This is a genomic window from Janthinobacterium lividum, from assembly GCF_011601275.1.
Classification (GTDB): Bacteria; Pseudomonadota; Gammaproteobacteria; order Burkholderiales; family Burkholderiaceae_D; genus Janthinobacterium; species Janthinobacterium lividum_E.
Window position 1 is genome coordinate 50,758 of record NZ_JAAOLY010000024.1, and the last position, 26,172, is coordinate 76,929.

21 protein-coding genes are annotated in these 26,172 nt (G+C 61.1%); 17 read left to right on the forward strand and 4 right to left on the reverse strand.

What is annotated here, in order from left to right; all coding sequences use genetic code 11:
• Positions 1 to 16 precede the first annotated feature (16 nt).
• From smc to def, 5 genes are read left to right on the forward strand one after another with little or no spacing between them, the layout of a single operon-like run.
• Positions 17 to 3,544, forward strand: coding sequence for a chromosome segregation protein SMC (smc, locus tag GYK42_RS26070; protein ID WP_166449859.1), 3,528 nt, complete (start codon positions 17 to 19; stop codon positions 3,542 to 3,544).
• On the forward strand, positions 3,541 to 4,710 hold the full coding sequence (locus GYK42_RS26075; protein ID WP_166449860.1) for a cell division protein ZipA C-terminal FtsZ-binding domain-containing protein: 1,170 nt from the start codon (positions 3,541 to 3,543) through the stop codon (positions 4,708 to 4,710). The genes smc and GYK42_RS26075 overlap by 4 nt, the downstream gene beginning before the upstream one ends.
• A 14-nt stretch (positions 4,711 to 4,724) precedes the next feature.
• Positions 4,725 to 7,076 carry an NAD-dependent DNA ligase LigA gene (gene ligA, locus GYK42_RS26080; protein ID WP_166449861.1) on the forward strand — a complete coding sequence of 784 codons (2,352 nt, stop codon included), beginning with the start codon at positions 4,725 to 4,727 and terminating at the stop codon, positions 7,074 to 7,076.
• A gap of 24 nt (positions 7,077 to 7,100) precedes the next feature.
• The gene (galU, locus tag GYK42_RS26085) at positions 7,101 to 7,994 is read left to right on the forward strand and encodes a UTP--glucose-1-phosphate uridylyltransferase GalU (RefSeq protein ID WP_166449862.1); all 894 of its coding nucleotides are present in this window, start codon (positions 7,101 to 7,103) and stop codon (positions 7,992 to 7,994) included.
• A complete protein-coding gene (def, locus tag GYK42_RS26090; RefSeq protein ID WP_034752265.1) occupies positions 7,991 to 8,527 on the forward strand; it encodes a peptide deformylase in 537 nt (178 codons plus the stop codon). The genes galU and def overlap by 4 nt, the downstream gene beginning before the upstream one ends.
• Positions 8,528 to 8,707: 180 nt before the next feature.
• Here def and GYK42_RS26095 read toward each other — a convergent pair whose 3' ends face one another.
• The 4 genes from GYK42_RS26095 to map form a co-directional block, all read right to left on the reverse strand.
• Complete coding sequence (locus tag GYK42_RS26095) at positions 8,708 to 9,472, reverse strand: PilZ domain-containing protein (RefSeq protein ID WP_166449863.1); 765 nt, start codon at positions 9,470 to 9,472, stop codon at positions 8,708 to 8,710.
• A 145-nt stretch (positions 9,473 to 9,617) separates the two neighbouring features.
• The gene (locus GYK42_RS26100) at positions 9,618 to 10,367 is read right to left on the reverse strand and encodes a pseudouridine synthase (RefSeq protein WP_034752263.1); all 750 of its coding nucleotides are present in this window, start codon (positions 10,365 to 10,367) and stop codon (positions 9,618 to 9,620) included.
• Between the two features lie 43 nt (positions 10,368 to 10,410).
• A complete protein-coding gene (locus tag GYK42_RS26105) occupies positions 10,411 to 12,978 on the reverse strand; it encodes a [protein-PII] uridylyltransferase (RefSeq protein ID WP_166449864.1) in 2,568 nt (855 codons plus the stop codon).
• 45 nt (positions 12,979 to 13,023) lie between these two features.
• Positions 13,024 to 13,836 (reverse strand): type I methionyl aminopeptidase, encoded by an 813-nt coding sequence (map, locus tag GYK42_RS26110; protein WP_166449865.1) that lies wholly within the window; start codon positions 13,834 to 13,836, stop codon positions 13,024 to 13,026.
• A 400-nt stretch (positions 13,837 to 14,236) separates the two neighbouring features.
• On the opposite strand from map, the gene rpsB reads away from it, so the two are divergent.
• The 12 genes from rpsB to fabZ form a co-directional block, all read left to right on the forward strand.
• Positions 14,237 to 14,989 carry a 30S ribosomal protein S2 gene (gene rpsB / locus GYK42_RS26115; protein ID WP_010397614.1) on the forward strand — a complete coding sequence of 251 codons (753 nt, stop codon included), beginning with the start codon at positions 14,237 to 14,239 and terminating at the stop codon, positions 14,987 to 14,989.
• Between the two features lie 158 nt (positions 14,990 to 15,147).
• Entirely contained in the window at positions 15,148 to 16,059 is a 912-nt protein-coding gene (tsf, locus tag GYK42_RS26120; protein WP_034752260.1) for a translation elongation factor Ts, read from the forward strand.
• A 147-nt stretch (positions 16,060 to 16,206) separates the two neighbouring features.
• Positions 16,207 to 16,923: a UMP kinase gene (gene pyrH / locus GYK42_RS26125; RefSeq protein WP_034752258.1), complete on the forward strand. Its 717-nt coding sequence runs from the start codon at positions 16,207 to 16,209 to the stop codon at positions 16,921 to 16,923.
• A gap of 140 nt (positions 16,924 to 17,063) precedes the next feature.
• Positions 17,064 to 17,624, forward strand: a complete 561-nt coding sequence (gene frr, locus GYK42_RS26130) for a ribosome recycling factor (RefSeq protein WP_046684961.1) — start codon at positions 17,064 to 17,066, stop codon at positions 17,622 to 17,624.
• 99 nt (positions 17,625 to 17,723) lie between these two features.
• Positions 17,724 to 18,491, forward strand: a complete 768-nt coding sequence (uppS, locus tag GYK42_RS26135) for a polyprenyl diphosphate synthase (protein WP_166449866.1) — start codon at positions 17,724 to 17,726, stop codon at positions 18,489 to 18,491.
• On the forward strand, positions 18,491 to 19,324 hold the full coding sequence (locus GYK42_RS26140; protein WP_166449867.1) for a phosphatidate cytidylyltransferase: 834 nt from the start codon (positions 18,491 to 18,493) through the stop codon (positions 19,322 to 19,324). Before uppS ends, GYK42_RS26140 begins: the two co-directional genes overlap by 1 nt.
• A gap of 8 nt (positions 19,325 to 19,332) precedes the next feature.
• On the forward strand, positions 19,333 to 20,517 hold the full coding sequence (gene ispC / locus GYK42_RS26145) for a 1-deoxy-D-xylulose-5-phosphate reductoisomerase (protein WP_166449868.1): 1,185 nt from the start codon (positions 19,333 to 19,335) through the stop codon (positions 20,515 to 20,517).
• Entirely contained in the window at positions 20,514 to 21,875 is a 1,362-nt protein-coding gene (gene rseP, locus GYK42_RS26150) for an RIP metalloprotease RseP (protein ID WP_166449869.1), read from the forward strand. Before ispC ends, rseP begins: the two co-directional genes overlap by 4 nt.
• Positions 21,876 to 21,958: 83 nt before the next feature.
• Positions 21,959 to 24,295: an outer membrane protein assembly factor BamA gene (bamA, locus tag GYK42_RS26155; RefSeq protein WP_046684966.1), complete on the forward strand. Its 2,337-nt coding sequence runs from the start codon at positions 21,959 to 21,961 to the stop codon at positions 24,293 to 24,295.
• Positions 24,296 to 24,346: 51 nt separating this feature from the next.
• The gene (locus tag GYK42_RS26160) at positions 24,347 to 24,865 is read left to right on the forward strand and encodes an OmpH family outer membrane protein (protein ID WP_046684967.1); all 519 of its coding nucleotides are present in this window, start codon (positions 24,347 to 24,349) and stop codon (positions 24,863 to 24,865) included.
• 21 nt (positions 24,866 to 24,886) lie between these two features.
• Positions 24,887 to 25,942, forward strand: a complete 1,056-nt coding sequence (lpxD, locus tag GYK42_RS26165) for a UDP-3-O-(3-hydroxymyristoyl)glucosamine N-acyltransferase (protein WP_166449870.1) — start codon at positions 24,887 to 24,889, stop codon at positions 25,940 to 25,942.
• Positions 25,939 to 26,172: 3-hydroxyacyl-ACP dehydratase FabZ (gene fabZ, locus GYK42_RS26170; protein ID WP_166449871.1), on the forward strand; the 234-nt coding region annotated here is incomplete at its 3' end. The genes lpxD and fabZ, both read left to right, overlap by 4 nt.

Here is a 26,172-nt window from a genome sequence, read left to right on the forward strand (position 1 = left end):
AGGAACTCTAAAACACGTGCGTCTCTCTTCCATCAAGTTGTCGGGATTTAAGTCTTTCGTCGATCCCACCAATTTCCAGGTGCCAGGTCAGCTTGTGGGCGTGGTCGGGCCGAATGGCTGCGGCAAGTCGAACATCATCGACGCCGTGCGCTGGGTGCTGGGCGAATCGAAAGCGTCGGAATTGCGCGGCGAATCGATGCAGGACGTCATTTTCAACGGTTCCACCCACCGCAAGCCCGCCGGGCGCGCTTCCGTGGAACTGGTGTTCGACAATAACGATGGCAAGGCGTCCGGCCAGTGGGGCCAGTACGCCGAGATCGCCGTCAAGCGCACTCTGACGCGCGACGGCACGTCCACCTATTACATCAATGGCCAGCCCGTGCGCCGGCGCGACATCCAGGATATCTTCCTCGGCACGGGACTCGGTCCGCGCGCCTACGCCATCATCGGGCAGGGCATGATTTCGCGCATCATCGAATCGCGCCCGGAAGAATTGCGCGTCTTCCTCGAGGAAGCTGCCGGCGTATCGAAATACAAGGAACGCCGCCGCGAAACGGAAAACCGCCTGCAGGATACGCGCGAGAATTTGCTGCGCGTGGAAGACATCTTGCGCGAACTCAATGCCAACCTGGAAAAGCTGGAAGCACAGGCGGCCGTGGCCACCCGTTTCCACGCCTTGCAGGCGGACCAGGAAGAAAAGCAGAAGCTGTTGTGGCTGCTGCGCAAGAATGAGGCGCAAAACGAGCAGACACGCTATTTCCGCGAAGTGGAACAGGCGCAGACGGACCTGGAAGAGCAGACGGCCAAGCTGCGCAATGTGGAACTGACTCTTGAGCAGATGCGCCAGGCGCACTTTGCCGTGGGCGACCGCCTGCATACGGCGCAAGGCCATCTGTACCAGACGAATGCGGAAATCGGCAGCCTGGAAGCGCAGATCAAGTTCGTCATCGAATCGCGCGCCCGCCTGCAGGCGCAGCTGACCACCTTGACGGCCCAGCGCGACCAGTGGAACAGCCAGGGCGCCGAATATCAGGAGCAGATCGAAGAGGCGGAATTCCACCTCGAGGAACTGGCCGCCAAGGTGGAACAGTCGCAAATGATGGCCGAGCAGAAGGGCGAGCAATTGCCCGAGCTGGACGCCGCCTGGCGCGCCGCGCAAAACAAGAGCACGGAATCGCGCGCACGGATCATGCAGGCCCAGCAGCAGCTGGAACTGGAATCGGCGCACCAGCGCAACGCCTCGAACATCCTGGCCAGCTTGCTCACGCGCCGCGAGCGCCTGCAGCAGGAAAAGAACAGCCTCAGCCTGCCCGACAGCAGCCACCTGGAAAACCTGAAACTGCAGCTGGAAGAAAAGCAGCAAACCCTGGAAGAACAGGGCTTTTACCTGGAAGAGGCGCTGGAGCAGCAGCCGAAGCTGGAGCAGGAACGGGCCGAAGCACAGGCGCAAGTCAATGCCGAGACGGCCGCCAACGCCCAGCTGGAAGCGCGTCTTTCCGCTTTGAAACAGTTGCAGGAACGGGTGCAGACGCAGGGCAAGGTCCAGCCGTGGCTGAAAAAGCACGAGCTCGACACCTTGCCGCGACTGTGGCAAAAGCTGCAGATTGAAGCGGGCTGGGAAGCGGCCATGGAATCGATCCTGCGCGAGCGTACGTCGGCTTTGCAACTGTCGAACATCGACTGGGCCAAGGCCTTCTTTGCCGATGCGCCACCGGCCAAGCTGGCCCTGTATGCGCCGTCGACCGTGGCGCCGCTGACGCAACCGGAAGTGCCGGGCCTGAAGCCTTTCCTGAACTTGCTCAAACTGAACGATCCGGGCTTGCGCGGCTTGCTGCAGGATTGGCTGTATAACGCCTACGCCGTGGAAGACGCGGCCGAAGCGCTGGCCGAACGTAGTAAATTGCCGCCGGGCGGCTATTTCGTCACGCGCGTCGGCCACGTGGTCACGGCCACCAGCGTGCGCTTCTATGCGGCCGATTCGGAGCAGGAAGGCATGCTGGGCCGCCAGCAGGAAATCGAGAATATCGGCAAGCAGTTGCGCGCGCAGCAATTGCTGGCCGAAGAGGCGCGCGCCCGTTCCGTGCGGGCCGACGCGGCCGTCGCCACCTTGACGCGTAACCTGTCCGACTTGCGCCTGCGCATACAGCAGCTCACGTCGTCCGTGCACACCTTGCAGCTGGACGTGGTGAAACTGTCGGAAGTGGAAGCGCGCTTCAACCAGCGCAGCACGCAGATCGGCGCCGACCTGGCGGAAATCGCCGCACAGGAAGCGGAGCAGCAGCAGATCAAGGCTGAATCGGAAGAGAAATTCGAACAGTTGGACATGGAACTGGGCAACTTGCAGGAAGCGCACGAAGACGGCCATACGGACTTCCTGCAGAAAGAGCAGCGCCTGGCCGAAGCGCGCGAAGCTTTGCGCGATCTGGAGCGGGCTGCCAAGGATACGGAATACGCGGAAAAAGCCCACCGCGCGAAGATCGAGGAATTGCGCCGCAACATCGCTACGGCCAGTACGCAGGCCCAGCAAGTGACGGCCAGCCTGCAGGCGGGCGAACTGGAACTGGCCAACCTGGAAAGCGGCGCGGCCGCCGACGGCTTGCAGGACTTGCTCGAGCGCCGCACGACGCAGGAGCGGGCGCTGGCGGACGCGCGCCACGAACTGGATCAAATTACGCAGCAGCTGCGCCTGTCCGAAGATGCGCGCACGCAATCGGAACGCAGCTTGCAGCCGCAGCGCGACAAGATCATGGAAATGCAGCTCAAGGAACAGGCCGCGCGTCTGAACCAGGAGCAATTCGCCCAGCAATTGCTGGAATCGGGCGCCGATGAAGCTGTCTTGAGCGAAAAGCTGCACCCGGACATGCGTCCATCGTATCTGCAGGGCGAAGTGACGCGCCTGACCAACGCCATCACGGGCCTGGGCGCCGTCAACCTGGCCGCGCTGGACGAGCTGGCGCAGGCGTCCGAGCGCAAGAATTTCCTCGATGCCCAGAATGCCGACCTGACGGAAGCGATCAATACCCTGGAAGACGCGATCCACAAGATTGACAAGGAAACGCGCGACTTGCTGCAAGACACGTTCGACAAGGTCAACCACCACTTTTCCGAGCTGTTCCCGATTCTGTTCGGCGGAGGGCAGGCCAAGCTGACCATGACGGGCGACGAGATTCTCGATTCCGGTGTACAAGTCATGGCGCAGCCTCCCGGCAAGAAAAATGCCACCATCCACCTGTTATCGGGTGGAGAGAAGGCGCTGACCGCGACCGCATTGGTGTTTTCCATGTTCCGCCTGAATCCGGCGCCGTTCTGCCTGCTCGACGAAGTCGATGCACCGCTGGACGATTCGAACACGGAACGCTTCTGCCGCATGGTCAAGCGCATGTCCGACCAGACCCAATTCCTTTTCATTTCGCATAACAAGATTGCGATGGAAATGGCCCATCAATTGATCGGTGTGACGATGCAGGAGCAGGGCGTATCGCGCATCGTGGCGGTGGACATGGAGTCCGCCGCAAATTTTGCAACCGAGGCACAAGCAGCATGACAGACCTTCAAATTACCTTGTTCGGCGCCGGCGGCGTCTTTATCGTCGGCGTTTTCTCGTACAACAAATGGCAGGAATACAAGGCCAAGAAAAGCGTGGAACGGGCTTTTTCCACGGACCATGACGACGTGTTGATGCGCGATGGCGATGCACCTGCGGTGGAAGCCCAGGAACCCGTCTTGCGCCAGGAACCGCGCTTTGACGCCGCGCCCGCCGCCAAGGCCGAACCATCGTTCGGCGCGCCGCCAGCGGCGCCCGTGCCCGATGCGCCCGTGCATGCGGAACCATCGTTGGGTGGTGCCGGCATGGAAGCGCCTGCCGCCGCCCCTGCCGCGCCGGTGCAGCCGGAAGTCAGTGCCGTCAGCGAGCAGGCGACCAGCCTGGTCGACCCGCTCATCGATTGCCTGCTGCCCCTGTCGCTGGAAGCGCCCGTGCGCGGCGACAAGATCCTGCCCGTGCTGCAAACCCTGCGCTTGGTGGGCAACAAGCCCGTCCACTTCATCGGCTTGCACGTGAATGGCGACTGGGAACCGATCACGCATGGCGGTGTCTACACCAAGATGCAGGGCGGCGTGCAGCTGGCCAGCCGCAGCACGGCCTTGAATGAACTCGAATACTCGGAACTGGTCACGCGCCTGCGCGGGGTGGCTGACGAGATCGGCGCCGAGCCGGAAGTGCCCGACATGATGGAAGTGATGGCCGAAGCGCGTAATCTGCACCGTTTCGTTGCCGGCCACGATGCCCAGCTGGGCGTGAACCTGCACACGAATGGCGCGCCATGGGCCATTTCCACCTTGCTGTTCGCGCTGGAAAAGCAAGGCTTTGACGTGCGTCCGGATGGCCGCTTCGTCATGCCCGACGGCGAGGGCGGCTATCTGTTCTCGCTGTCGACGAATGTCACGCTGGCCGAGGAAACGACGCCCCGTCTGACCCTGCTGCTGGACGTGCCCTGCGTGGCGCCCGCGCGCGACGGTTTCGGTACCATGGTCGCTTGCGCCAAGGCACTGGTGGGCCGCCTCGATGCGACCATCGTCGACGATTACAACCAGGCCCTGTCCGATGCGGCGCTGGCCGAGATCGCCGGACAGGTGCAAGAGTTTTACCAGGAAATGGACGCGGCCGACATTCCGGCCGGCTCCACCCGCGCCCTGCGTTTATTTAGCTGAAGAATCCCGCAACAATGACTGATCCGATCAACCAGGACGCCGCCCAGCGCGTCCTGGATCTCACCGCCGAACTCAATCGGCACCTGCACGCCTACCACGTGCTCGACAATCCCACCATCCCCGACGCCGAGTACGACAAGCTGTTTGCCGAACTGCAGGTGCTGGAAGCGACCCATCCCGACTTGCGCACGCCCGATTCGCCCACCTTGCGCGTGGGCGCGGCGCCCTTGCCGCAATTCGAGCAAGTCACGCACGCGGTGTCGATGTTGTCGCTGAACAATGGTTTCTCCGAAGACGATATCGTCAATTTCGACCGCCGCGTGCGCGAAGGCCTGGGCCTCGACGCGCAGGACGTCGCGTATGCGGCCGAAGTGAAATTCGACGGCCTGGCCATCAACCTGCGCTATGAAAATGGCCTGTTCGTGCAGGCGGCCACGCGCGGCGACGGCGCCACTGGCGAGGACGTGACGGCGAATATCCGCACCATTTCCGGCATCCCTTTGCGCCTGCATGGCAGCAATGTACCGGCCCTGCTCGACGTGCGCGGCGAAGTGATGATGTTCAAGGGCGATTTTGCCCGCCTGAACGCACGCCAGCGCGAAGCGGGGCAGAAGGAATTCGCCAACCCGCGCAATGCGGCGGCCGGCAGCTTGCGCCAGCTCGATTCGCGCATCACGGCGCAGCGCAAGCTGCGTTTCTATGCCTACGGCATCGGCGCCCTGGATGGCGCCGCCATGCCGGCTTCGCATTCGGCCTTGCTGGACTGGTACGAAACCTTGGGCATCCCCGTGTCCAAAGAGCGCAAGGTGGTGCTGGGCGCGCAGGGCTTGCTGGCCTACTATGCCGATATCGGCGCGCGCCGCCCCGCCTTGCCGTATGAAATCGACGGCGTCGTCTACAAGGTGAACGCGACGGAAGACCAGCAGGAGCTGGGCTTTGTGTCACGCGCGCCGCGTTTTGCTCTTGCACATAAATTTCCAGCCGAAGAGGCGCTGACGCAGGTGCTGGGCATCGATATCCAGGTGGGCCGCACGGGCGCCATGACGCCCGTGGCACGCCTGGCACCCGTGTCTGTGGGGGGCGTGACGGTGACGAACGCCACCTTGCACAATGAAGATGAAGTGCTGCGCAAGGATGTGCGCGTGGGCGATACCGTCGTCGTGCGCCGCGCCGGCGATGTGATTCCCGAAGTGCTGAGCGTGGTGCTGGAAAAACGCTTGGCGCCGGCGCCGCTGCCGTTCAAGATGCTCGAAGCGTGTCCCGTGTGTGGTTCGCACGTGGTGCGTGAAGAGGGCGAGGCGATTGCCCGCTGCTCGGGCGGCCTGTTCTGTTCGGCGCAGCGCAAGGAAGCGTTCCGCCACTTCGCAGGCCGCCGCATGATGGATATTGAAGGCTTGGGGGAACGTTATATCGATACCCTGGTCGAACTGGAATACGTGCACGGCTTGGCCGACCTGTACAGCCTGACCCTCGATAAATTGCTGGAAATGAAGCTGCGCGCCGACGAGCGCGACGGCTCGACGCCAGAAACCGTGCAACAAGGCAAGATTCCCACCAAGTGGGCGGAAAACCTGCTGGCAGGTATCGAGGCGAGCAAGCGCCCGCCGCTTGAGCGTTTCCTGTTCGCGCTGGGCATCCGCCACGTGGGCGAATCGACGGCCAAGACCCTGGCCGAGTGGCTGGGCAGCCTGGCGTATGTGCGGCAAGCGCCAGCGGCCTTGCTGCGCGTGCTGCCCGATATTGGCGGCACGGTGGCGGAATCGATTGCCGATTTCTTTGCCGAAGAAAAGAACCAGCAGGCGCTGCAGGCATTGCTGGACGCTGGCGTGACGCCGCAGGGTGAACATGCGCCCAGCGCCAAGCTGCGCACGCAGCTCGAGGAAACCAAATTGCTGGCGGCCATCGGCATTCCGAAGCTGACGGAGCCGCGCAGCAAGCAATTGGTGGAGCGGGGCGTGACCCTGGCCAGCCTGGCCGCGCAAGGCGCCGGCTTCCACGCGGGCTTGCCCGCCGCCGTGGCCGAGTCGCTGGCGCACTGGCTGGCCGATGAAAGCCATGTCAAGCTGCTGGTTCAACTGGACGCCCTGAGAAATGAATTACTGTCACAATTGCCTGAAATGCCAGCCGCTGGCGGCAAGCTGGACGGCAAGACCTTCGTCCTGACGGGCACTTTGCCCAACATGAGCCGTGACGAGGCCGCGGAGCTGATCGAGGCGGCAGGCGGCAAGGTCAGCGGTTCCGTGTCGAAGAAAACCGGGTATGTCGTGGCCGGTTCAGACGCTGGCAGCAAGCTGGCCAAGGCGCAGGAACTGGGCGTGGCCATACTCGACGAGGCTGGTTTGCTGGCCTTGCTCGCGCAAGACTAATCATTTAAATATTACAGAAGACCCATGAAAAAAATCAGAAAAGCAGTCTTTCCCGTCGCCGGCCTGGGCAGCCGTTTCTTGCCTGCGACCAAGGCGCAACCGAAGGAAATGTTGCCCATTGTTGACAAGCCATTGATCCAATACGCGGTGGAGGAAGCCGTGGCGGCGGGCATCACGGAAATGATCTTCATCACGGGCCGCAACAAGCGCGCCATCGAAGACCATTTCGATACGGCCTATGAGCTTGAGTCGGAACTGGAAGCGGCCGGCAAGCGCCAGTTGCTCGAGATGGTGCAAAACGTCATTCCCAAGCACATCAATTGCATTTACATACGCCAGTCGGCGCCACTGGGCCTGGGGCATGCCGTGCTGTGCGCCCGTCCCGTGATCGGCGATGAACCGTTTGCCGTCTTGCTGGCCGACGATTTCATGGATGTGGAAGAGGGCGTGCGCCCCGTGCTGGCGCAGATGACCGATGTCTTCCAGTATGAAAATTGCTCGCTGCTGGCGGTGCAGGACGTACCGCGCGCGGAAACCAAGCAGTACGGTATCGTATCGGCAAAGAATTATCAGCCTGACCTGGAGCTGGTCTCGGCCATCGTGGAAAAGCCTGCGCCCGAAGAAGCGCCATCGACCCTGGCCGTGGTGGGCCGCTATGTGCTGACCAGCCGTGTCTTTAATCACCTGGAAAATATCGGCACGGGCGCCGGCGGCGAAATCCAGCTGACGGACGGCATTGCCGCCCTGATGCGCGAAGAGCGCGTGCTGGCTTACCGCTACCAGGGGCAGCGTTATGATTGCGGCTCCAAGTTGGGCTATCTGAAAGCCACGACGGCGATGGGCATGAAACATCCGGAAACGGGTGCTGCCTTCCGAGCCTACCTGCAAGAACTGCAATCGGCACTGGACACGAAATGACCGTACGTGAAATCCTCAAGATGGGCGATCCGCGCCTGCTGCGGATGGCCGAGCCCGTGCGTGAATTCGATACGCCCGAACTGCACGCCTTGATCGCCGACATGTTCGACACCATGCACGCGGCCAACGGCGCGGGCCTGGCGGCGCCGCAGATCGGCGTCAATCTGCAGCTGGTGATCTACGGCTTCAAGCAGAATCTGCGTTATCCCGACGCGCCGCAAGTGCCGGAAACCGTTTTGATCAATCCGGTGCTGACGCCTCTGTCGGAGCGCAAGGAAGAGGGTTTTGAGGGCTGCCTGTCCGTGCCCGGCTTGCGCGGCAGCGTGCCGCGCTGGAGCGAGCTGCACTATGAAGGCGTGGACCAGTTCGGCCAGCCCATCAGCCGCGACTGCGACGGCTTCCATGCCCGCGTGGTACAGCATGAAGTGGACCACCTGCACGGCATTCTGTATCCGATGCGTATCGTCGACTTCACGCAGTTCGGTTATACCGAGGTGATGTTTCCGGATCTCGATCCGAACGACGACGATTGATCGGCGCCTGAGAAAACGCCCATGGCGGCGTTGCATTGCCTCGCCGTACTATTCGTACTGTCTTCGGCAATGCGCCTTGCCCTGAGCGTTTTTCAGGCGCCTTGTAATTGTGATTATCAAACATAAAACAATGGCCGCGCAGCGATCAGCTGGGCGGCCATTGTTTTATGCGAAGCGAACCTAGCGCACCTTGCGGCTGCTGCCCATGTTATCGAGCAAGGTTTTTAGTTCATCCTGCATGGCGTCCGTCAGATTCAGGAAGCGGCAGCCGATCTGCACCTGTTCGCCCAGCAGGAAGGAGCGGAAGGTGCGCGACAGGCGGATTTCCAGGTCGGCGATCATGACCTTGTTCGGCCCCAGTTCCAGGCGCACGCGCGACAGCTTGCGGCCCACGTACAGGCCTACCGTATCGCGCGGGTGGGCGCGCATGCCGATGCCGCCGGCCGAGAAATCATACAGCTGCAATTCATACGGACGCCCCTCGAGCACGAAGGCGGCCAGGTAGTACACGCCCAGCGGGGTTTCCAGACGCGTCGACTCGCGCCGTTCCAGCACCAGGCAATGACCGGGGAAGTTCGTCAGGTAGACGTTCGGCCGTTCGGGATACGCTTGCCATTCGCCATTGATGGTGAATTGCAGTTTGGCGCTTTGCACCCATGATACGAACGTGGCGCCACCGGGCGGCAGGGTCGCGCCTTCATTGAGTTCCAGCACGAATTGTGGCAAGTCATCGTCGACGGACAGGATGCGCCCCAGGATGACGTCTTCTCCGCCCGTCGGGTAGATGGAAATGGCGTCGCCGTTGTCAGCCAGGCTGCACAGGGTTTCGCCGATATCCCACGGATCGCTCATGTGGTGCGGCTTGGTGCCGGGCGCCATCGGCTCGGCCACGTCGGCCAGGCTGGGCGCGCCCTTGCGCAGGGGATTGGGGATGGGATCGTTCACGACAGCGTATCTCTTTTGTTCTAATGGGGAATAGTGTATAGGTTTAAAGCAATATTTACTAATTAAATCACAATAATTGTTTTTGTATCACTACATTCCTGTTGCTTATGTGGCCTGGTCTGGCAGGCCACCTTGAAGTCGCCGCTTAAAACTGTTCGTCTGCGCTCAAGTAACGCCATTGACCCGTCGGCAAGTCACCCAGCTTGACCTTGCCGATGCGTACGCGTTTCAAGCCCAGCACTTTCAGGCCGACGGCTTCGCACATGCGGCGGATCTGGCGTTTCTTCCCCTCGCGCAGGGTAAAGCTCAGCTGGTCTTCGTTTTGCCAGCGCACCTTGGCCGGCAGCAGCGGCTTGCCGTCGAGCCACAGGCCGTGGTTGAGCTTTTTCAGCTCGCTGTCGGGCAGGGTGCCGCCCTTGGTGTAGCTGACGCGCACCAGATATTCCTTGTCGATATCGGTATCGTGGCCGATCAGCTGCTTGGCCACGCGCCCGTCCTGGGTCAGGACCAGCAAGCCGACGGAGTCGATGTCCAGGCGGCCGGCGGCGACCAGGCTGCGCAGCTGGGTCGGATGGAACTGTTCCGGGCTGCGGTCTTCCGCCCAGCGGTTTTCCGCCTTGATCAGGGCCACGGCGGGCGTATAGCCGTCTTCGGCCTGGCCGCTGACGTAGCCGACCGGTTTGTTGATCAGCACGGTAACCCGCTTCGATTGCTCGGCCGCCGCCTGGCGTTCCACGGTGACTCTCTGGCTCGGGTAGACCTTGCTGCCCAGCTCGGACACCACCTTGCCATCCACGCGGACCCAGCCGCGGGCGATCCATTCATCGGCTTCGCGGCGCGAGCACAGGCCCAGTTCGGACATGCGTTTGGACAAGCGTAATAATTCTTCGGTCATGTTGTTTCAGTTTCAGTAAGGGTAGGCGTTGCGCGGAAGGTATTTAGACTTTCAGCGCATCGAGTAAATCGGTTTCCAGCAATATCTGGTTGCGGGCATTGTTGAGCGCGGGACCGTCGACGAGGAAGACGTCTTCGACCCGCTCGCCCAGGGTCATGATCTTGGCCGTGTGCAAGTTGATGCGGTACTTGGTCAGCACGTTGGCGATCGCATACAGCAGGCCCGTGCGGTCGTTGGCCGCCACCGACAGCAGGTAGTACTGGCCCCGTTCGTCAGGCCGCAAGTCGACCGTCGGCTGGAAGGGGAAGGTGCGCGACAGGCGCGACAGCCGTCCCTTGCCCGGCGGCGGCAGCGGCGTCTGCGACTGCAGCAGCTCGCCCAGTTCATGCTCGATCAGGCTGATGATGTCGCGGTAGCTCTTGGCGAAGTTCTGCTCGGTGACGAGGAAGGTATCGAGCGCATAGCCGTTTTTCGTCGTGTGGATCTTCGCGTCGAGGATGCTGAAATTCTTGCGGTCGAAATAGCTGCAGATACGCGCGAACAGGTCGGGCTGGTCGGGAATGTACACGGCCACCTGCAAGCCTTCGCCGATGGGCGCCAGCCGGCATTTTACCACCGGCAACTTGCTGTCGAGCTTGTCATACAGCGAGCGCGTCTGCCAGGCGATGTCGGACGCGTCGTGGCGCAGGAAATACGCCACGTCCAGCTGTTGCCACAGTTTCAGGTGCGCGTCCGGCGGCAAGCCGTACAGGCGCAGGGTGGCCAGCGCTTCCTGCTGGCGGTTTTTCAGCTCGCGGTCGGCCGTGTGCGGCTCGCCGCCCAGCACGCGCAGGGTGATCTTGTACAGGTCTTCCAGCAGCTTGCCCTTCCAGGCATTCCACACTTTCGGGCTGGTGCCGCGGATGTCGGCCACTGTCAGCAGGTACAAGCCCGTCAGGTGGCGCTCGTCCTTGACCACCTTCGCAAAGGCGGCGATGACGTCAGGATCGGACAGATCCTGCTTTTGCGCCACTTGCGACATGGTCAGATGATTTTCCACAAGGAATGCCACCAGTTCCGTGTCTTCTTGCGACAGGCCGTGGTCCTGGCAGAACTGGGTGGCGTCGGCCACGCCCAGCTTCGAGTGGTCGCCGCCGCGGCCCTTGGCGATGTCGTGGAACAGGGCCGCCACGTACAGCAGCCACGATTGTGAAAAATCCGCCATCAGCTGGCTGCAGAACGGGTATTCGTGGGCGTGTTCGCTCATCGTGAAGCGGCGCATGTTGCGCACCACCATCAAAATGTGCTGGTCGACCGTGTACACGTGGAACAGGTCGTGCTGCATCTGGCCCACGATGCGGCGGAAATTCGGCAGGTAGCGTCCCAGGATGCTCATCTCGTTCATGCGCCGCAGCGCGTGGATGATGCCGACCGGCGCCTGCATGATGCGCAGGAAGAGGGCGCGGTTGACGGGGTCCTGGCGGAAGGCGGCGTCGATCTTGAAGCGTGCATGCCACAGGGCCCGCGTGGCGCGCGACGTCATGCCCTTCAGGGCCGGGCGCTCCGTCATCAGGACAAAGATTTCCAGCATGGCCGACGGGTATTGTTCGAACGTATCGTCGGCGCTGATGTCGATCAGGCTGTTGACTTCATTGAAGCGCTCGTTGATGGGCACGGCCACGTCGTCTTGCGGAAACAGCCGTGCTTCGATGTTCTGCAGCAAAATCGTGTTGAGCTGGGTCACCGTCTTGGCGGCCCAGTAATAGCGCTGCATGAGGAATTCGCTGGCGCGGCGCATGTGCGGCCCGCTGCCCGTCGCTTGCAGGCCCAGCGATTCGGCGATTGCCGTCTGCACGTCGAACACGAGGCGGTCTTCGCGCCGTCCCGCGTGCAGGTGCAGGCGCACGCGGATATCCTTGAAGGCGCGTTCCTTTTCCATCAGCTGGCGCGCTTCCGTCAAGGTGATCAGGCCGCCCGTGGCCAGGGTGCGCCACGAGTTCGCCAGGCCGGCCGCCTTGGCCACCCACAGGATGACCTGCAAGTCGCGCAGGCCGCCCGGGCTTTCCTTGCAATTCGGTTCCAGGCTGAAAGCCGTGTCTTCGTACTTGGCGTGGCGCTGGCGCATTTCCGCCGTTTTTGCCTGGAAGAAGGCCTGCGGGTCCATGGCTGCGTCATAGCGCTGCTGCAATTGCGCGAACAGGTCCGCGTTGCCGCACACGAGGCGCGCTTCGAGCAAGCTCGTTTGCACGGTGATGTCGGCTTTCGATTCGACCATGCATTCATCGACCGTGCGAATGCTGTGGCCGATTTCCAGGCCCAGGTCCCACAGCAGTTGCACCAGCTCCTCGAGCTTTTCCTGCGTGGCGGCGTCTGGCGCCTGTTGCAGCAGAATCAGCAGGTCGACGTCGGAATACGGAAACAGTTCGCCGCGGCCATAGCCGCCCACGCCCACCAGGGCCGTGCCGGGTGGCAGGCCCGCTTCCTGCCAGGCGCGCGCCAGCACGCCATCGACGCTGTGGCGCAGGCTGCGCAGCAGTTTTTCAGGCTTGCCGTCGGTCTGGAAGGCCGCAATGACGACCTGGCGGTCGGCTTTCAGTTGCTGTTTCAGCTGTTCCCGAACTTGCTTTTTCATCTGGGCCCTGGGTGGCGGTGGGTCGGGTGGGTCTGGCAGTATGGATCAGGCTTTGCCGGTGATAAAGGCCGGTGGTGGTGGCATGCCGGGCGAGACGGTCAGCACTTCATAGCCCGTTTCCGTGACCAGCACCGTGTGTTCCCATTGTGCCGACAGGCTGCGGTCCTTGGTTTTGATGGTCCAGCCATCGTTCATTTCGCGGATTTCGCGGCGGCCCGAGTTGATCATCGGTTCGACGGTGAAAATCATGCCCGCTTCCAGGCGCTCGAGGGTGCCTGGTTTTCCATAGTGCAACACTTGCGGTTCTTCATGGAAGACCTTGCCGATGCCGTGGCCGCAGAATTCGCGCACCACGCTGTAGCCTGCCTTTTCCGCATGTTGCTGGATGGCGTGGCCGATATCGCCCAGGTGGGCGCCCGGCTTGATCTGGTTGATCCCCAGCCACATGCATTCATAGGTGATTTCCGACAGGCGCTTGGCCAGGATGGTGGGCGTGCCGACAAGGAACATGCGGCTGTTGTCGCCGTGGTAGCCGTCCTTGATGACGGTGATGTCGAGGTTGACGGAGTCGCCGCTTTTCAGAACCTTGTCGCCAGGAATGCCATGGCAGATGACGTCGTTGACGGAGGTGCAGATGGCTTTCGGGTAGGGCGTATAGCCGGGCGGGCAGTAGTTCAGCGGGGCAGGGATAGTGCCCTGCACGTTGACCATGTATTCATGGCACAGGCGGTCCAGCTCGCCCGTCGTGACGCCGACCTTGACGAAGGGAGTGATGTAGTCGAGTACTTCGGCGCCGAGCTTGCCGGCAACGCGCATGCCTTCGATGTCGGCGGCGGTATTGATACGGATGGTGGACATGGTGTGATTCGCAATCTGCAAGAATTCAGGTGAAAAGCACAGACGATTCCTGCTATATGGGAAAAAGTCTGCAAATATGTCGAAATTATAAACGAGGCTCCCTGAATCCGCCGCCTCCTTCCTATGGCCGTAAGGGGATTTGTGGGGAGAAAACGGATGAAAAGGCCACGCGGCCACGCCTTGCACCATCGTGGTGCGCCGGGTGTTTCCGCAGGGCGCGCGATTTGCAGCGTGGACTTGATGCGGCAGGCATTTCAGTGTAGAATCCCGGGTTGCTTGAATTCTCTTTTAAGCAATGCAGTAAAACAGTGTCTTTAATTTATATAAACACGCGAATCCGGTCGACAAGGGTGCCTGTATGGTGACTGATCGGATTCCAGACCCAACCCTGGAGTTAATAATGTCCGTAACAATGCGCGAAATGCTGGAAGCCGGTGTCCACTTTGGTCACCAAACCCGTTTTTGGAATCCAAAAATGGCACCGTTCATCTTCGGCCATCGCAACAAGATCCACATCATCAACCTGGAAAAAACCATGGCGATGTACCAGGACGCAATGAAGCACGTGCGTCAACTGGCTGCAAACCGTGGCACCATCCTGATGGTTGGCACCAAGCGTCAAGCTCGCGAAATCATCGCTGCTGAAGCACAACGCGCTGGCGTGCCTTTCGTTGATCAACGTTGGTTGGGCGGCATGCTGACCAACTTCAAAACGATCAAGACCTCGATCAAGCGTCTGAAAGACATGGAAGTGATGATCGAAGACGGTTCGATCGAGAAGCTGTCGAAAAAAGAAGCGCTGATGTTCTCCCGCGAAATGATCAAGCTGCAAAAATCGATCGGCGGCATCAAGGACATGGGCGGCATCCCTGACGCAATCTTCGTCGTCGACGTCGGCTACCACAAAGGTGCGATCACCGAAGCAGCTAAACTGGGTATCCCGGTCATCGGCGTTGTCGATACCAACCACTCCCCAGAAGGCGTGAACTTCGTGATCCCAGGTAACGATGACTCCTCGAAAGCCATCATGTTGTACGCTCGCGGTGTTGCTGATGCAATCATCGAAGGCCGTGCAGCTGCCGGTAACGAAGTTGTTGAAATGGTTAAAGCAGCCGCTGGCGACGAATTCGTCGAAGTTAACGAACAGGCTTAATGGCCAGGCTATCGCAAGATAGCTGTTTGTAAGCACAGCAGTAAGGGAAAAGGGGTGGCAGCAGCTCCCCCTTTTTTTTAACAAAAAAACGATAGTGACCGCTGGCGAGGCATGCATGCCCGGCCGCGACTATCGACTCACCGAATCAGGAGAAACACATGGCAGCGATTACAGCAGCGATGGTAGGCGAATTGCGCGGCAAAACCGACGCACCAATGATGGAATGCAAAAAAGCACTGACCGAAGCCGAAGGCGACATGGCGCGTGCGGAAGAGATCCTGCGCGTCAAACTGGGCGGCAAGGCATCGAAAGCATCGGCACGCATCACCGCTGAAGGCGTCGTGGCAACTTACATCGCCAACGGCGTAGGCGCCCTGGTCGAAGTGAACTCGGAAACCGACTTCGTTGCGAAAAACGACGATTTCCTGGCACTGGCCAACAACGCTGCCCGTCTGGTAGCGGAACACAACCCGGCTGACGTCGCTGCCCTGCTGGCCCTGCCACTCGACGGCAAGACCCTGGAAGACGTGCGCGCTGCCCTGATCGGCAAAATCGGCGAAAACATGACCATCCGCCGCTTCCAGCGTTTCGAAACCAGCGCCAAGCTGGCTTCGTACCTGCACGGTTCGCGCATTGGCGTGATCGTCGAATTCGACGGCGCCGATGAGCAAGTGGGCAAAGACGTGGCCATGCACATCGCTGCCATGAAGCCAGTGTCGCTGTCGTCGAACGAAGTTCCAGCGGAATTGATCGAAAAAGAGCGTTCGGTTGCACAACTGAAAGCCGAAGAAGACGCAGCCAAAGCGGCCGCCGAAGGCAAGCCAGCGCAATCGCCGGAAATCCTGGCCAAGCGCCTGGAAGGTTCCGTACAGAAGTTCCTGAAAGAAGTTTCCCTGCTGAACCAAGCTTTTGTGAAAAATGACAAGCTGTCGGTTGAGCAAATGCTGAAGGCGGCTAACACCAGCGTCAAAGGTTTCGCCATGTACGTAGTGGGCGAGGGCATCGAGAAGAAGCAAGACGACTTCGCAGCAGAAGTCGCAGCACAGATGGCTGCCTCCCAGGGAGCGTAAGTAAAGCGGGCCGAGAGGCCCGTTTTTTTGGCCCGCCCGCACCTGTCGTGCCGGGCGGCGGCATGGGCAGCCCCGCGCGCCTATCCGGCGCTGCAAGGCGCTGCGCCATGTCATACTCGAATAACCTCATTTATGGAGCCCCAGCTCATGTCAAAACCAGCCTACAAGCGCGTCCTCCTCAAGTTGTCCGGCGAAGCCCTGATGGGCGATGATCCCTACGGCATCAATCGCGCCACGATCGAGCGCATGGTGGCCGATGTGGCCGAGGTGGCGAAGTTGGGTGTGGAACTGGCAATCGTGATTGGTGGCGGCAATATCTTCCGCGGCGTCGCGCCTGGCGCGCAAGGCATGGACCGTGCCACCGCCGACTACATGGGCATGCTCGCCACCGTGATGAACGCACTGGCACTGGCCGATGCCATGCGCCACGTCGGCATTACCGCGCGCGTCATGTCGGCCATCGGCATCGAACAAGTGGTCGAGCCGTACGTCCGCCCGAAAGCCCTGCAATACCTGGAAGAAGGTAAAGTGGTCGTCTTCGCCGCCGGTACCGGCAATCCGTTCTTCACCACCGACACGGCAGCCGCCCTGCGCGGTTCCGAGATCAGCGCCGAGATCGTCCTGAAGGCCACCAAGGTCGACGGCGTCTACACGGCCGATCCGAAGAAGGATCCCAACGCCACCCTGTTCCACACGATTACGTTCGACGACGCCATCGCCAAGCACCTGCAAGTGATGGACGCCACCGCATTCGCCCTGTGCCGCGACCAGAAACTGCCAATCAAAGTGTTTTCGATCACCAAGCCAGGCGCGCTGATGCGCGTCATCATGGGCGAGGATGAAGGCACGCTGGTTCACGTATAGAAATAAGAGGGCCGAGAAACCGTCCATGGCTGCGTTACAGCGCCTTGCCCTGAACGGTTTTCGGCACTCCGACTGCGCGAACATTTACACCGCATGTGAATTTGTAATATCCATTTTTTATCAAGATTATAGGAGGGCGTATGTCCTTAGCTGACGTTAAAAAGAACACCCAGGAACGCATGACGAAGTCGCTGGAAACACTGAAGGCTGATCTCGCCAAAGTGCGTACCGGCCGCGCCCATACGGGTATCCTGGACCACGTGATGGTCGATTACTACGGTTCGCCGACCGCGCTGACGCAGGTCGCCAACGTGACCCTGATCGACGCGCGCACCATCGGTGTGCAGCCATACGAAAAAAAGATGGCCACCACCGTTGAAAAAGCCATCCGCGACGCCGACCTGGGCCTGAATCCATCGGCACAGGGCGACATGATCCGCGTGCCGACGCCGCCGCTGACGGAAGAGCGCCGCAAGGAAATGGTCAAGCTGGTCAAGAGCGAAGCGGAAGACGCGAAGATTGCCGTGCGTAACATTCGCCGCGATGCGAACGAGTCGCTGAAGAAACTGGTCAAGGAAAAAGCCTGCTCCGAGGACGATGAGCGCCGCTCGTCGGAAGAAGTGCAGAAGCTGACGGACAAGTTTATTGCCGACATCGACAAGATGGTTGTCGACAAAGAAAAAGAAGTGCTGACGGTCTAGTTTTCAGTCCTTTTGACGCTGCCCGGGAAAGCATGGCTTTTCCGGGCAGTGCTATTTGGAGCATAATAGTTATCTTTTATTTTTGGTATTCGTGTTTTCATGATCTATTCGAGTTCGACAACGGCAGTACCTGAGGTGGGCACGGTGCCGCGCCATGTGGCAATCATTATGGATGGCAATGGCCGCTGGGCAACCAAGCGCTTCCTGCCGCGCGTGGCTGGTCACGTCAAGGGCGCCGATACCGTGCGCCGTGTCGTCGAGACCTGCCTCGAGCGCGGTGTCGAATATCTGACCCTGTTTGCCTTCAGTTCGGAAAACTGGCGCCGTCCGGAAGAAGAGGTGTCGATGCTGATGCGCCTGTTCGTCACGATGCTGGAACGCGAAGTGGTCAAGATGCATGCCAGCGACATCCGCCTGAAGGTGGTGGGCGACCTGTCGCGCTTCAATGGAGAGCTGCAAACCCTGATCGCGAATGCGGAGCGCAAGACGGCGAACAACACGCGCCTGACGGTGTCCATCTGCGCCAACTATGGCGGCCGCTGGGACATCATGCAGGCAGTCAATAAAATGACGGCCGAGGCTGCCGCCAATGGCCAGCCTGCCGGGTACGCTTACACGGAAGAGCAACTGGCGCCGCACCTGGCCATGGCTTACGCGCCCGAACCCGACCTGTTCATCCGCACGGGCGGCGAGCAGCGCATTTCCAATTTCCTCCTGTGGCAACTGGCGTACACTGAGTTGTTTTTCACCGAGACTTTCTGGCCCGACTTCAATGACGAGTGCCTCGACGCGGCAATCGCGTCTTACCAGCAGCGCGAACGGCGCTTTGGCCGTACCAGCGCGCAATTAACTGAAAAGACAAACTGATGCTGAAAACACGGATAATCACCGCCCTGGTCCTTCTGGCGGTCTTGCTGCCGGTTCTGTATCTGAATTATTTCCCCGCCTTCGCCGTGATCGCCACGGCGTTCTTCGGCGCCGCCGTCTGGGAAAGCTTCCGCATCTTCAAAAATCGCCATGCGCTCGTGATTGCCGCCGTCTGGACTGCCGCCTTCGCGTATACATTCTTTGTCGGTAACGGCATGGCGCAGCTCAATTTCTGGTTCGCCCTGTGCGTGGCCATCTGGCTGATCCGCTTCGTGCCCTCGCTGGCAACGGGCTTGCCGCCCACCGAAGGCCTGGGCAATACCTTGCTCAGCCTCGTGTACCCGGTGACCATCGTCGGCTGTTTTGTTGCCATCGTCGCCTTGTTCCTGCATAGCCCTTTGTACTTGCTGTCCGTCATGGCCCTCGTGTGGATCGCCGATATCGGCGCCTATTTCTCGGGCAAGGCTTTCGGCAAGCGCAAGCTGGCGCCAAGCATTTCCCCAGGTAAATCCTGGGAAGGCGCCATCGGCGGCGGCATCGCCGTGCTCGTCATCGCCGCCATCACCATCGTGGCCGCGCCATCGCTGCCGGTGCTGCAAGACACCTTCGCCGTGCAGCTGCAATTGCGCCGCGGCTGGCTCGTGGCCTTGCTGGTGCTGCTGCTGGTCGTTGCCGCCAGCATCGTCGGCGACCTGTTCGAATCCCAATTGAAGCGTCGCGCCGGCATCAAGGACAGCAGCAATCTGCTGCCTGGCCATGGCGGCGTACTTGACCGTATCGATGCGTTGATCCCGGTCCTGCCATTTGCCGCCCTCGTGGCCAGCTGGCTTTAAGGAAACTCATGCAATACATCACCATCCTTGGCGCGACCGGCTCGATCGGCGTGTCCACCCTGGACGTGCTCGCGCGTCATCCCGAGCAATACAGCGTGTATGCGCTGAGCGCGCACAGCCGCGTAGCCGAACTGGCCGCCCAGTGCCTGCAATTCCGTCCCCAGCGCGCCGTCGTCGGCACGGCGGACGCCGCCCTTGAACTGACGCGCTTGCTGCGCGGGCAGGGCGTCGATACGCAAGTCGAGTACGGCGTGGACGCCCTGTGCGCCATCGCCAGCGCGCCGCAGGTGACGGGCGTGATGGCGGCCATCGTCGGCGCGGCCGGCCTGGCGCCCACCCTGGCGGCGGCGCGTGCCGGCAAGAAAGTATTGCTGGCCAATAAAGAAGCGCTGGTCATGTCCGGCCAGTTGTTCATCGATGCCGTGCATGACAATGGCGCCGTGCTGCTGCCGATCGACAGCGAACACAACGCCATCTTCCAATGCATGCCGCACGCGCATGGCCGCGCACCTGGCGCTGCGGGCGTCGCAAAGATCGTGCTGACGGCGTCAGGCGGCCCCTTCCTCACGCGCGACGTCGAGACGCTCGACACGGTCACGCCGGACCAGGCGTGCAAGCATCCGACCTGGGCCATGGGACGCAAGATTTCCGTCGATTCGGCCACCATGATGAACAAGGGTCTGGAAGTGATCGAGGCGCACTGGCTGTTCGGCGCGCCGGCGGACCAGATCGAAGTGCTGATCCACCCGCAAAGCGTGATCCATTCGATGGTCTCGTACATCGACGGTTCCGTGCTGGCCCAGCTGGGCAATCCGGACATGCGCACGCCGATCGCCCATGCGCTGGCGTATCCGCAGCGCATCGCTTCCGGCGTGGCGCAGCTGGATCTGGCCCAAGTGGCGACCCTGCAGTTCGAACGTCCCGATTTCCGCCGTTTCCCCTGTCTGGCGCTGGCCTTCGACGCCTTGCGCGCGGGCGGCACCGCGCCGGCTTTGCTCAACGCGGCCAATGAAGTGGCCGTGCAAGCGTTCCTTGACGAACGGATCGGCTTCCGCCAGATCGACCGGGTTATCGCGCACGTGAACGACACGGTGCCGCACGGCGCCGCTTCGAGCATCGAGGCCGTGCTGGAGCAGGACCGCGTGGCCAGAGTGGCCGCGCAAGCGTATATCGCCCAAAGGCTGGCTGCATGACGCTCATCACCACCTTGCTGGCCTTTATCGTCGCGCTCGGTTCACTGATTACCTTGCACGAGCTGGGCCACTATCTGGTGGCGCGCTGGTGCGGCGTAAAAGTGCTGCGTTTCTCGATCGGCATGGGAAAAGTGGTGTATTCGCGCAAGTTTGGCAAGGATCAGACGGAATGGGCGATTTCCGCACTGCCGCTGGGCGGCTATGTCAGCATGCTCGACAGCCGCGCGCAAGACCTCAGCGACTTGCCGGAAAGCGAATTGCGCCGCGAATTCACGCGCCAGAGCGTGTGGCGCCGCATCGCCATCGTGGCCGCCGGCCCGCTGGCCAATTTCCTCGTCGCCATCGTGCTGTACGCGGGCCTGTTCATGCATGGCATCGAAGAGCCCTCGAGTAAACTCGGCCCCGTGGCCGAGCAGACGCCGGCATACACGGCCGGCTTGCGCAGCGGCGATACGGTGGAAACCGTCAATGGCAAGCCCGTGGCCAGCTGGTCCGAGCTGCGCTGGGAACTGATCCAGGCCACCCTCGACAAGCAGCCGGCGCGCATCGAAGTACGCCGTCCCGACCGTGGCCAGCAGGAAGCGACCTTGCCGACGGCCAGCCTGACGGAGACGGATCTGGAAGGCGACGTGCTGGGCAAGCTGGGCCTCACCCTGGCCCGTTCCGCGCCCACGCTGATGGAAATCATGCCCGATGGCGCCGCCGCGCGCGCCGGCCTGCAGAAAAACGACCAGATTCTCGCCATCGACGAACAGCCCGTGCACGACGTGGCGGCCGTCATCGCCACCCTGAGCCAGGCACCGGGCCGGACCTTGCAATTGCAGCTCTTGCGCCAGGGCCAGGACCTGACCTTGCCCATTACGCCGGACGCCGTGCCGGGCGCCGGGGCGGAGGGAGCTGTAACAGTTGGTAAGATACAGGCAAAGCTGGGACAGGTGCCGGATATGATCACCGTGGCATCGGGACCGTTCTCTGCTGTGGGCAAGGCGTCCACCAAGGTCTGGGATACCAGCGTCATGAGCCTGAAAATGCTGGGTAAAATGATCACCGGCCAGGTGTCGCTGAAAAATGTGACGGGGCCCATTACCATTGCCGATTACGCGGGCCAGACGGCGCGCATCGGCCTGGTAAGCTACCTGAGCTTCATTGCCTTCATCAGTATCAGTCTGGGCGTGATGAATTTGCTACCCATTCCTGTTCTGGATGGCGGGCATTTGCTGTATTATTCGCTGGAAGTTTTGACCGGACGCCCCTTGCCGGAGCGCGTAGGCGAGATTGCCCAGCGCCTGGGGATCGGTTTGTTGCTGACCTTGATGGTGCTTGCCGTCTTTAATGACGTGTTGCGATTGCTGAATTAGGGCGGTGGTTGATGCCATTGCGTGAGTCGCACAAGCAATCTTTTGTGTATGTTGTCCATTGATTTACCCATTGAATAACCCCAATGAAATTACATTCTGCTCGTTTTGCCTTGCCTTCCTTTCGCCGCAGCCTGATCGGCGCCGCCGTCATGGCCATTTGTTCCGGCCACGCGCTGGCCGTCCAGCCATTTACTGTCAAGGACATCCGGGTCGAAGGGATCCAGCGTACTGAAGCGGGCACCGTGTTTGCCTACCTGCCGGTGCGGGTCGGCGAAACGTTCTCCGACGAGAAGAGCGTTGCCGCCATCAAGGCCCTGTATGCGACGGGCATGTTCAAGGATGTGCGCCTGGAAGCCGATGGCGACGTGCTGGTGGTACTGGTCGAGGAACGTCCGGCCATCGCGACCGTGGAATTCACGGGCACCAAGGAATTTGAAAAGGACGTGCTGGTCAAGGCGCTGAAGGAAATCGGCGTCGGCGAAGCCAAGATTTTCGACAAGGCGTCCGTCGATCGCGCGGAACAGGAACTCAAGCGCCAGTACCTGTCGCATGGTTTGTACGGCGTGAAGATCACCACCACCGTCACGCCGATCGAGCGCAACCGCGTGAACGTCGTGTTCGCCGTCGACGAGGGCGACGTGGCCCGCATCAAGCAGATCAACATCGTCGGCAACAAGGCTTTCACGGACAAGGAACTGCGCGATCAGCTAGCCCTGAACACGGGCGGCTGGTTCAGCTGGTACACCAAGGCCGACCAGTATTCGAAGACCAAGCTGACGGGCGACATCGAGTCGCTCAAGTCCTACTACCTGGACCGCGGCTATATCGAGATGCAGGTCGACTCGACGCAAGTGTCGATCACGCCCGATAAAAAAGATATCTACCTGACGATCAACATCACCGAAGGTGAAAAGTACAAGATCGCCGGCACCAAGTTCGAAGGCGAGATGTTCGGCCGCGAAGAAGAGCTGAAAGCCCTGAACCTGATGCGCGAAGGCGAAATCTACTCGGGCGCGCGCCTGACGGCAACGAACAAGCGTATCCAGGACCGCCTGGCCACGTTCGGCTATGCGTTTGCCAACGTCAACGCCAATCCGGAAATCAACCGCGAAAAGCATGAAGTCGGTTTCACCTTCTTCATCGATCCGGGCAAGCGCGTGTACGTGCGCCACATGAATATCGCCGGCAACACCACCACGCGCGATGAAGTCATCCGCCGCGAATTCCGCCAGTTCGAATCGTCCTGGTACGACAGCAACAAGATCAAGCTGTCGCGCGACCGTGTCGACCGCCTTGGCTACTTCAAGGACGTGACCATCGACACGCCGGAAGCGCAGGGCACGACCGACCAGGTTGACGTCAACGTCACGGTGGTGGAAAAACCAACCGGTAACTTCCTGATCGGCGGCGCTTTTTCGCAATCGGAGAAGTTCACCCTGTCGGCATCGATTTCGCAAGCCAACTTCGCCGGTAGCGGCAACACGGTCGGCATCGAACTCAATACCAGCCATTACAGCCGCACCATCGCGTTTTCGCAGACCAATCCGTACTACACGGACGATGGCATTTCGCGCAGCTTTGAAGTCTACCTGCGTACGACGGAACCGCCGGCGCTGAACATCGGCAGCTACAAGATCAAGCAGACCGGTGGCCGCGTCAGTTTCGGCGTACCGTTCTCGGAAGTCGACACCGTCTTCTTCGGCATCGGCGCCGAGCGTTCGCGCATCGAAACCGATATCACCAGCCCGATCCGCTTCAAGCAGTACGTGATCGATAATGGCGGCCCGTCTGACGGTATCGGTTCGGCCACGACGAATTCCATCCCGCTGACGGCGGCATGGCAGCGCGACAGCCGCGACAGCGCCCTGACGCCATCGATCGGCCGCTACCAGCGCGTCAACCTGGAGGCTGACCTGATCGGCGACCAGAAATACTTCCGTGCCATTTATGAGCACCAGTATTTCCGTCCGCTGTTCAGCAAGGTCACCCTGGCGCTGAAGGGCGAGATCGATTATGGCCACGGCATCGGCAAGCACGTGTATCCGGTCTTCAAGAACTTCTACGGCGGCGGTATCGGTTCGGTGCGCGGCTACCTGAGTTCCTCGCTGGGCGCGGTCGAACCGAGCACCAACGATGCACTGGGCGGCGCTTCGCGCCTGATCGGTAACGCGGAACTGCAGATGCCATTCCCCGGTTCGGGCAATGACCGCAGCTTGCGCTGGTTCGGTTTCCTTGACGGCGGCCAGGTCTACCAGGAAGGCGAAAAAATGCGGATTTCGCAATTGCGCTATTCTGCTGGCTTGGGCATCAGCTGGATTTCGCCGGTGGGCCCGCTCAAGCTGAGCTACGCCAAGCCGCTGAACGCCAAGCCGACGGACCGCCTGGAGCGCTTCCAGTTCCAGATGGGCACCGGTTTCTAACCGGCCATCTGAACCTGGGCGACAGCTTTTACCTTTTGACCATGGAGTATCATGAACACCGCATCCGCTACCCTGCCCAAGACCCTTGCCGTGATCGCATTGTGCTGGAGTTCGCTGTTGCCGGTGCAGGCGCAGGCTCAGGAGTCGAAGATCGCCTGGATCAGCAGCGAACGTATTTATAACGAATCGAGGCTGGCCAAGCTGGCCAGCGCCAAGCTGGCCGAAGAGTTCCGCTCGCGCGAAAAAGCCGTGCAGGAACTGGCGGCCCGCTTCAAGGTGGCCAACGAAGCCTTGGAAAAGGACATGCCGACCCTGAGCGAGGCGGAGCGCGCCAAGCGCCAGCGCGAGTTTTTCGAGCTGGACAAGGAATTGCAGCGCCGCCAGCGCGAGTTCCGCGAAGACCTGAGCCAGCGCACGAACGAAGAGCGCAGCGCCATCGCGGAAAAAGCCAACACCATCATCCAGCAGATGGCGCATATCGAAGGATATGACATCGTGCTGCAGGAAGCCCTGTGGGCCAGCCCGCGCATCGACATTACCGACAAGGTTTTGAAGGCGCTGGACAAGTAACATTAGAATAGAGGTAATGAGATGGGCACTCGACTAGGAGAATTGGTCGAACGCTTCGGCGGACAATTGGCGGGCGATCCCAACCTGGAAGTTTCAGGCATCGCACCGCTGGCCGACGCCGGCGCTTCGCACATCAGCTTTCTCAGCAATAGCAAATTTCGCGCACAGGCGGCCCAGAGCGGCGCTTGCGCGCTGATACTCACGCCGGCCGACGACGCGCTGATCGGCGCCGACTACGCCGGCGCGCGCATCGTCACCCCGAATCCCTATGTGTATTTCGCGCGCGCGGCGCAGTATTTCGCCGCCCTGGCCGAGATCAAGGCACCCGTGGGCATCCACGCCAGCGCCACCGTCGATGATGGCGCGCAGGTCGATGCCACTGCTTCGGTCGGGCCGCGCGCCGTGATCGAAGCGGGTGCCGTGATCGGCGCCGGGTGCGTCATCGGCGCCGGCTGCGTGATTGGCCGCGACGCCGTCATCGGCGCCGGTACCCAGCTGTTCGCCAACGTGACCTTCCACGCGCGCTGCGTGATCGGCCAGCGCGGCATCATCCATTCGGGCGCCGTGATCGGCACCGACGGCTTCGGTTTCGCCAACGAAGGCGGCGTGTATATCAAGATTCCGCAGACGGGCAGGGTGGTGATCGGTGACGATGTCGATATCGGCGCCAACACCACCATCGACCGCGGCGCACTGGCCGACACCATCATCGAAGATGGCGTCAAGCTCGATAACCAGATCCAGATCGGCCACAACTGCCATATCGGCGCACACACGGCCATGGCCGGCTGCGTCGGCGTGGCTGGCAGCGCCATCATCGGCAAGTACTGCACCTTTGGCGGCGCCGCCATGGTGCTGGGCCATTTGACGATTGCCGACCGCGTCCACGTGGGCTCGGGCAGCATGGTCTCGCGTTCGATCGCGGAGCCGGGCCAGTACACGGGTTTTTATCCGCTGGCCAAGAACGCCGACTGGGAAAAGAGCGCCGCCATCGTGCGGAACCTGTCGAGCATGCGCGAGAAGATCCGCGCGCTTGAAAAAACAGTTAAAACACTGACCACGCAAGACGAAAAATGAGTACTGAGAAAAAGACCCTCGATATTCTCGCCATCAAATCGCTGCTGCCGCACCGCTATCCGCTGCTGCTGGTCGACCGCGTGCTGGACTGGGAAGCGAACAGAACCATCACCGCCATCAAGAACGTGACGGTCAACGAAGAGTTCTTCCAGGGCCATTTCCCGCACAAGCCGGTCATGCCCGGCGTGCTGATGATCGAAGCGCTGGCGCAGACGGCGGCCCTGCTGTCG

Excerpts from the sequence above, each read along its gene's own strand:
- pyrH (WP_034752258.1), top strand. The coding sequence starts at position 16,207 with ATGTCAAAACCAGCCTACAAGCGCGTCCTCCTCAAGTTGTCCGGCGAA.
- bamA (WP_046684966.1), top strand. The coding sequence starts at position 21,959 with ATGAAATTACATTCTGCTCGTTTTGCCTTGCCTTCCTTTCGCCGCAGC.
- GYK42_RS26140 (WP_166449867.1), top strand. The coding sequence starts at position 18,491 with ATGCTGAAAACACGGATAATCACCGCCCTGGTCCTTCTGGCGGTCTTG.
- map (WP_166449865.1), bottom strand. The coding sequence starts at position 13,836 with ATGTCCACCATCCGTATCAATACCGCCGCCGACATCGAAGGCATGCGC.
- rseP (WP_166449869.1), top strand. The coding sequence starts at position 20,514 with ATGACGCTCATCACCACCTTGCTGGCCTTTATCGTCGCGCTCGGTTCA.
- ligA (WP_166449861.1), top strand. The coding sequence starts at position 4,725 with ATGACTGATCCGATCAACCAGGACGCCGCCCAGCGCGTCCTGGATCTC.
- frr (WP_046684961.1), top strand. The coding sequence starts at position 17,064 with ATGTCCTTAGCTGACGTTAAAAAGAACACCCAGGAACGCATGACGAAG.
- GYK42_RS26105 (WP_166449864.1), bottom strand. The coding sequence starts at position 12,978 with ATGAAAAAGCAAGTTCGGGAACAGCTGAAACAGCAACTGAAAGCCGAC.
- ispC (WP_166449868.1), top strand. The coding sequence starts at position 19,333 with ATGCAATACATCACCATCCTTGGCGCGACCGGCTCGATCGGCGTGTCC.
- galU (WP_166449862.1), top strand. The coding sequence starts at position 7,101 with ATGAAAAAAATCAGAAAAGCAGTCTTTCCCGTCGCCGGCCTGGGCAGC.
- rpsB (WP_010397614.1), top strand. The coding sequence starts at position 14,237 with ATGTCCGTAACAATGCGCGAAATGCTGGAAGCCGGTGTCCACTTTGGT.
- GYK42_RS26160 (WP_046684967.1), top strand. The coding sequence starts at position 24,347 with ATGAACACCGCATCCGCTACCCTGCCCAAGACCCTTGCCGTGATCGCA.
- lpxD (WP_166449870.1), top strand. The coding sequence starts at position 24,887 with ATGGGCACTCGACTAGGAGAATTGGTCGAACGCTTCGGCGGACAATTG.
- uppS (WP_166449866.1), top strand. The coding sequence starts at position 17,724 with ATGATCTATTCGAGTTCGACAACGGCAGTACCTGAGGTGGGCACGGTG.
- def (WP_034752265.1), top strand. The coding sequence starts at position 7,991 with ATGACCGTACGTGAAATCCTCAAGATGGGCGATCCGCGCCTGCTGCGG.
- GYK42_RS26100 (WP_034752263.1), bottom strand. The coding sequence starts at position 10,367 with ATGACCGAAGAATTATTACGCTTGTCCAAACGCATGTCCGAACTGGGC.
- GYK42_RS26075 (WP_166449860.1), top strand. The coding sequence starts at position 3,541 with ATGACAGACCTTCAAATTACCTTGTTCGGCGCCGGCGGCGTCTTTATC.
- tsf (WP_034752260.1), top strand. The coding sequence starts at position 15,148 with ATGGCAGCGATTACAGCAGCGATGGTAGGCGAATTGCGCGGCAAAACC.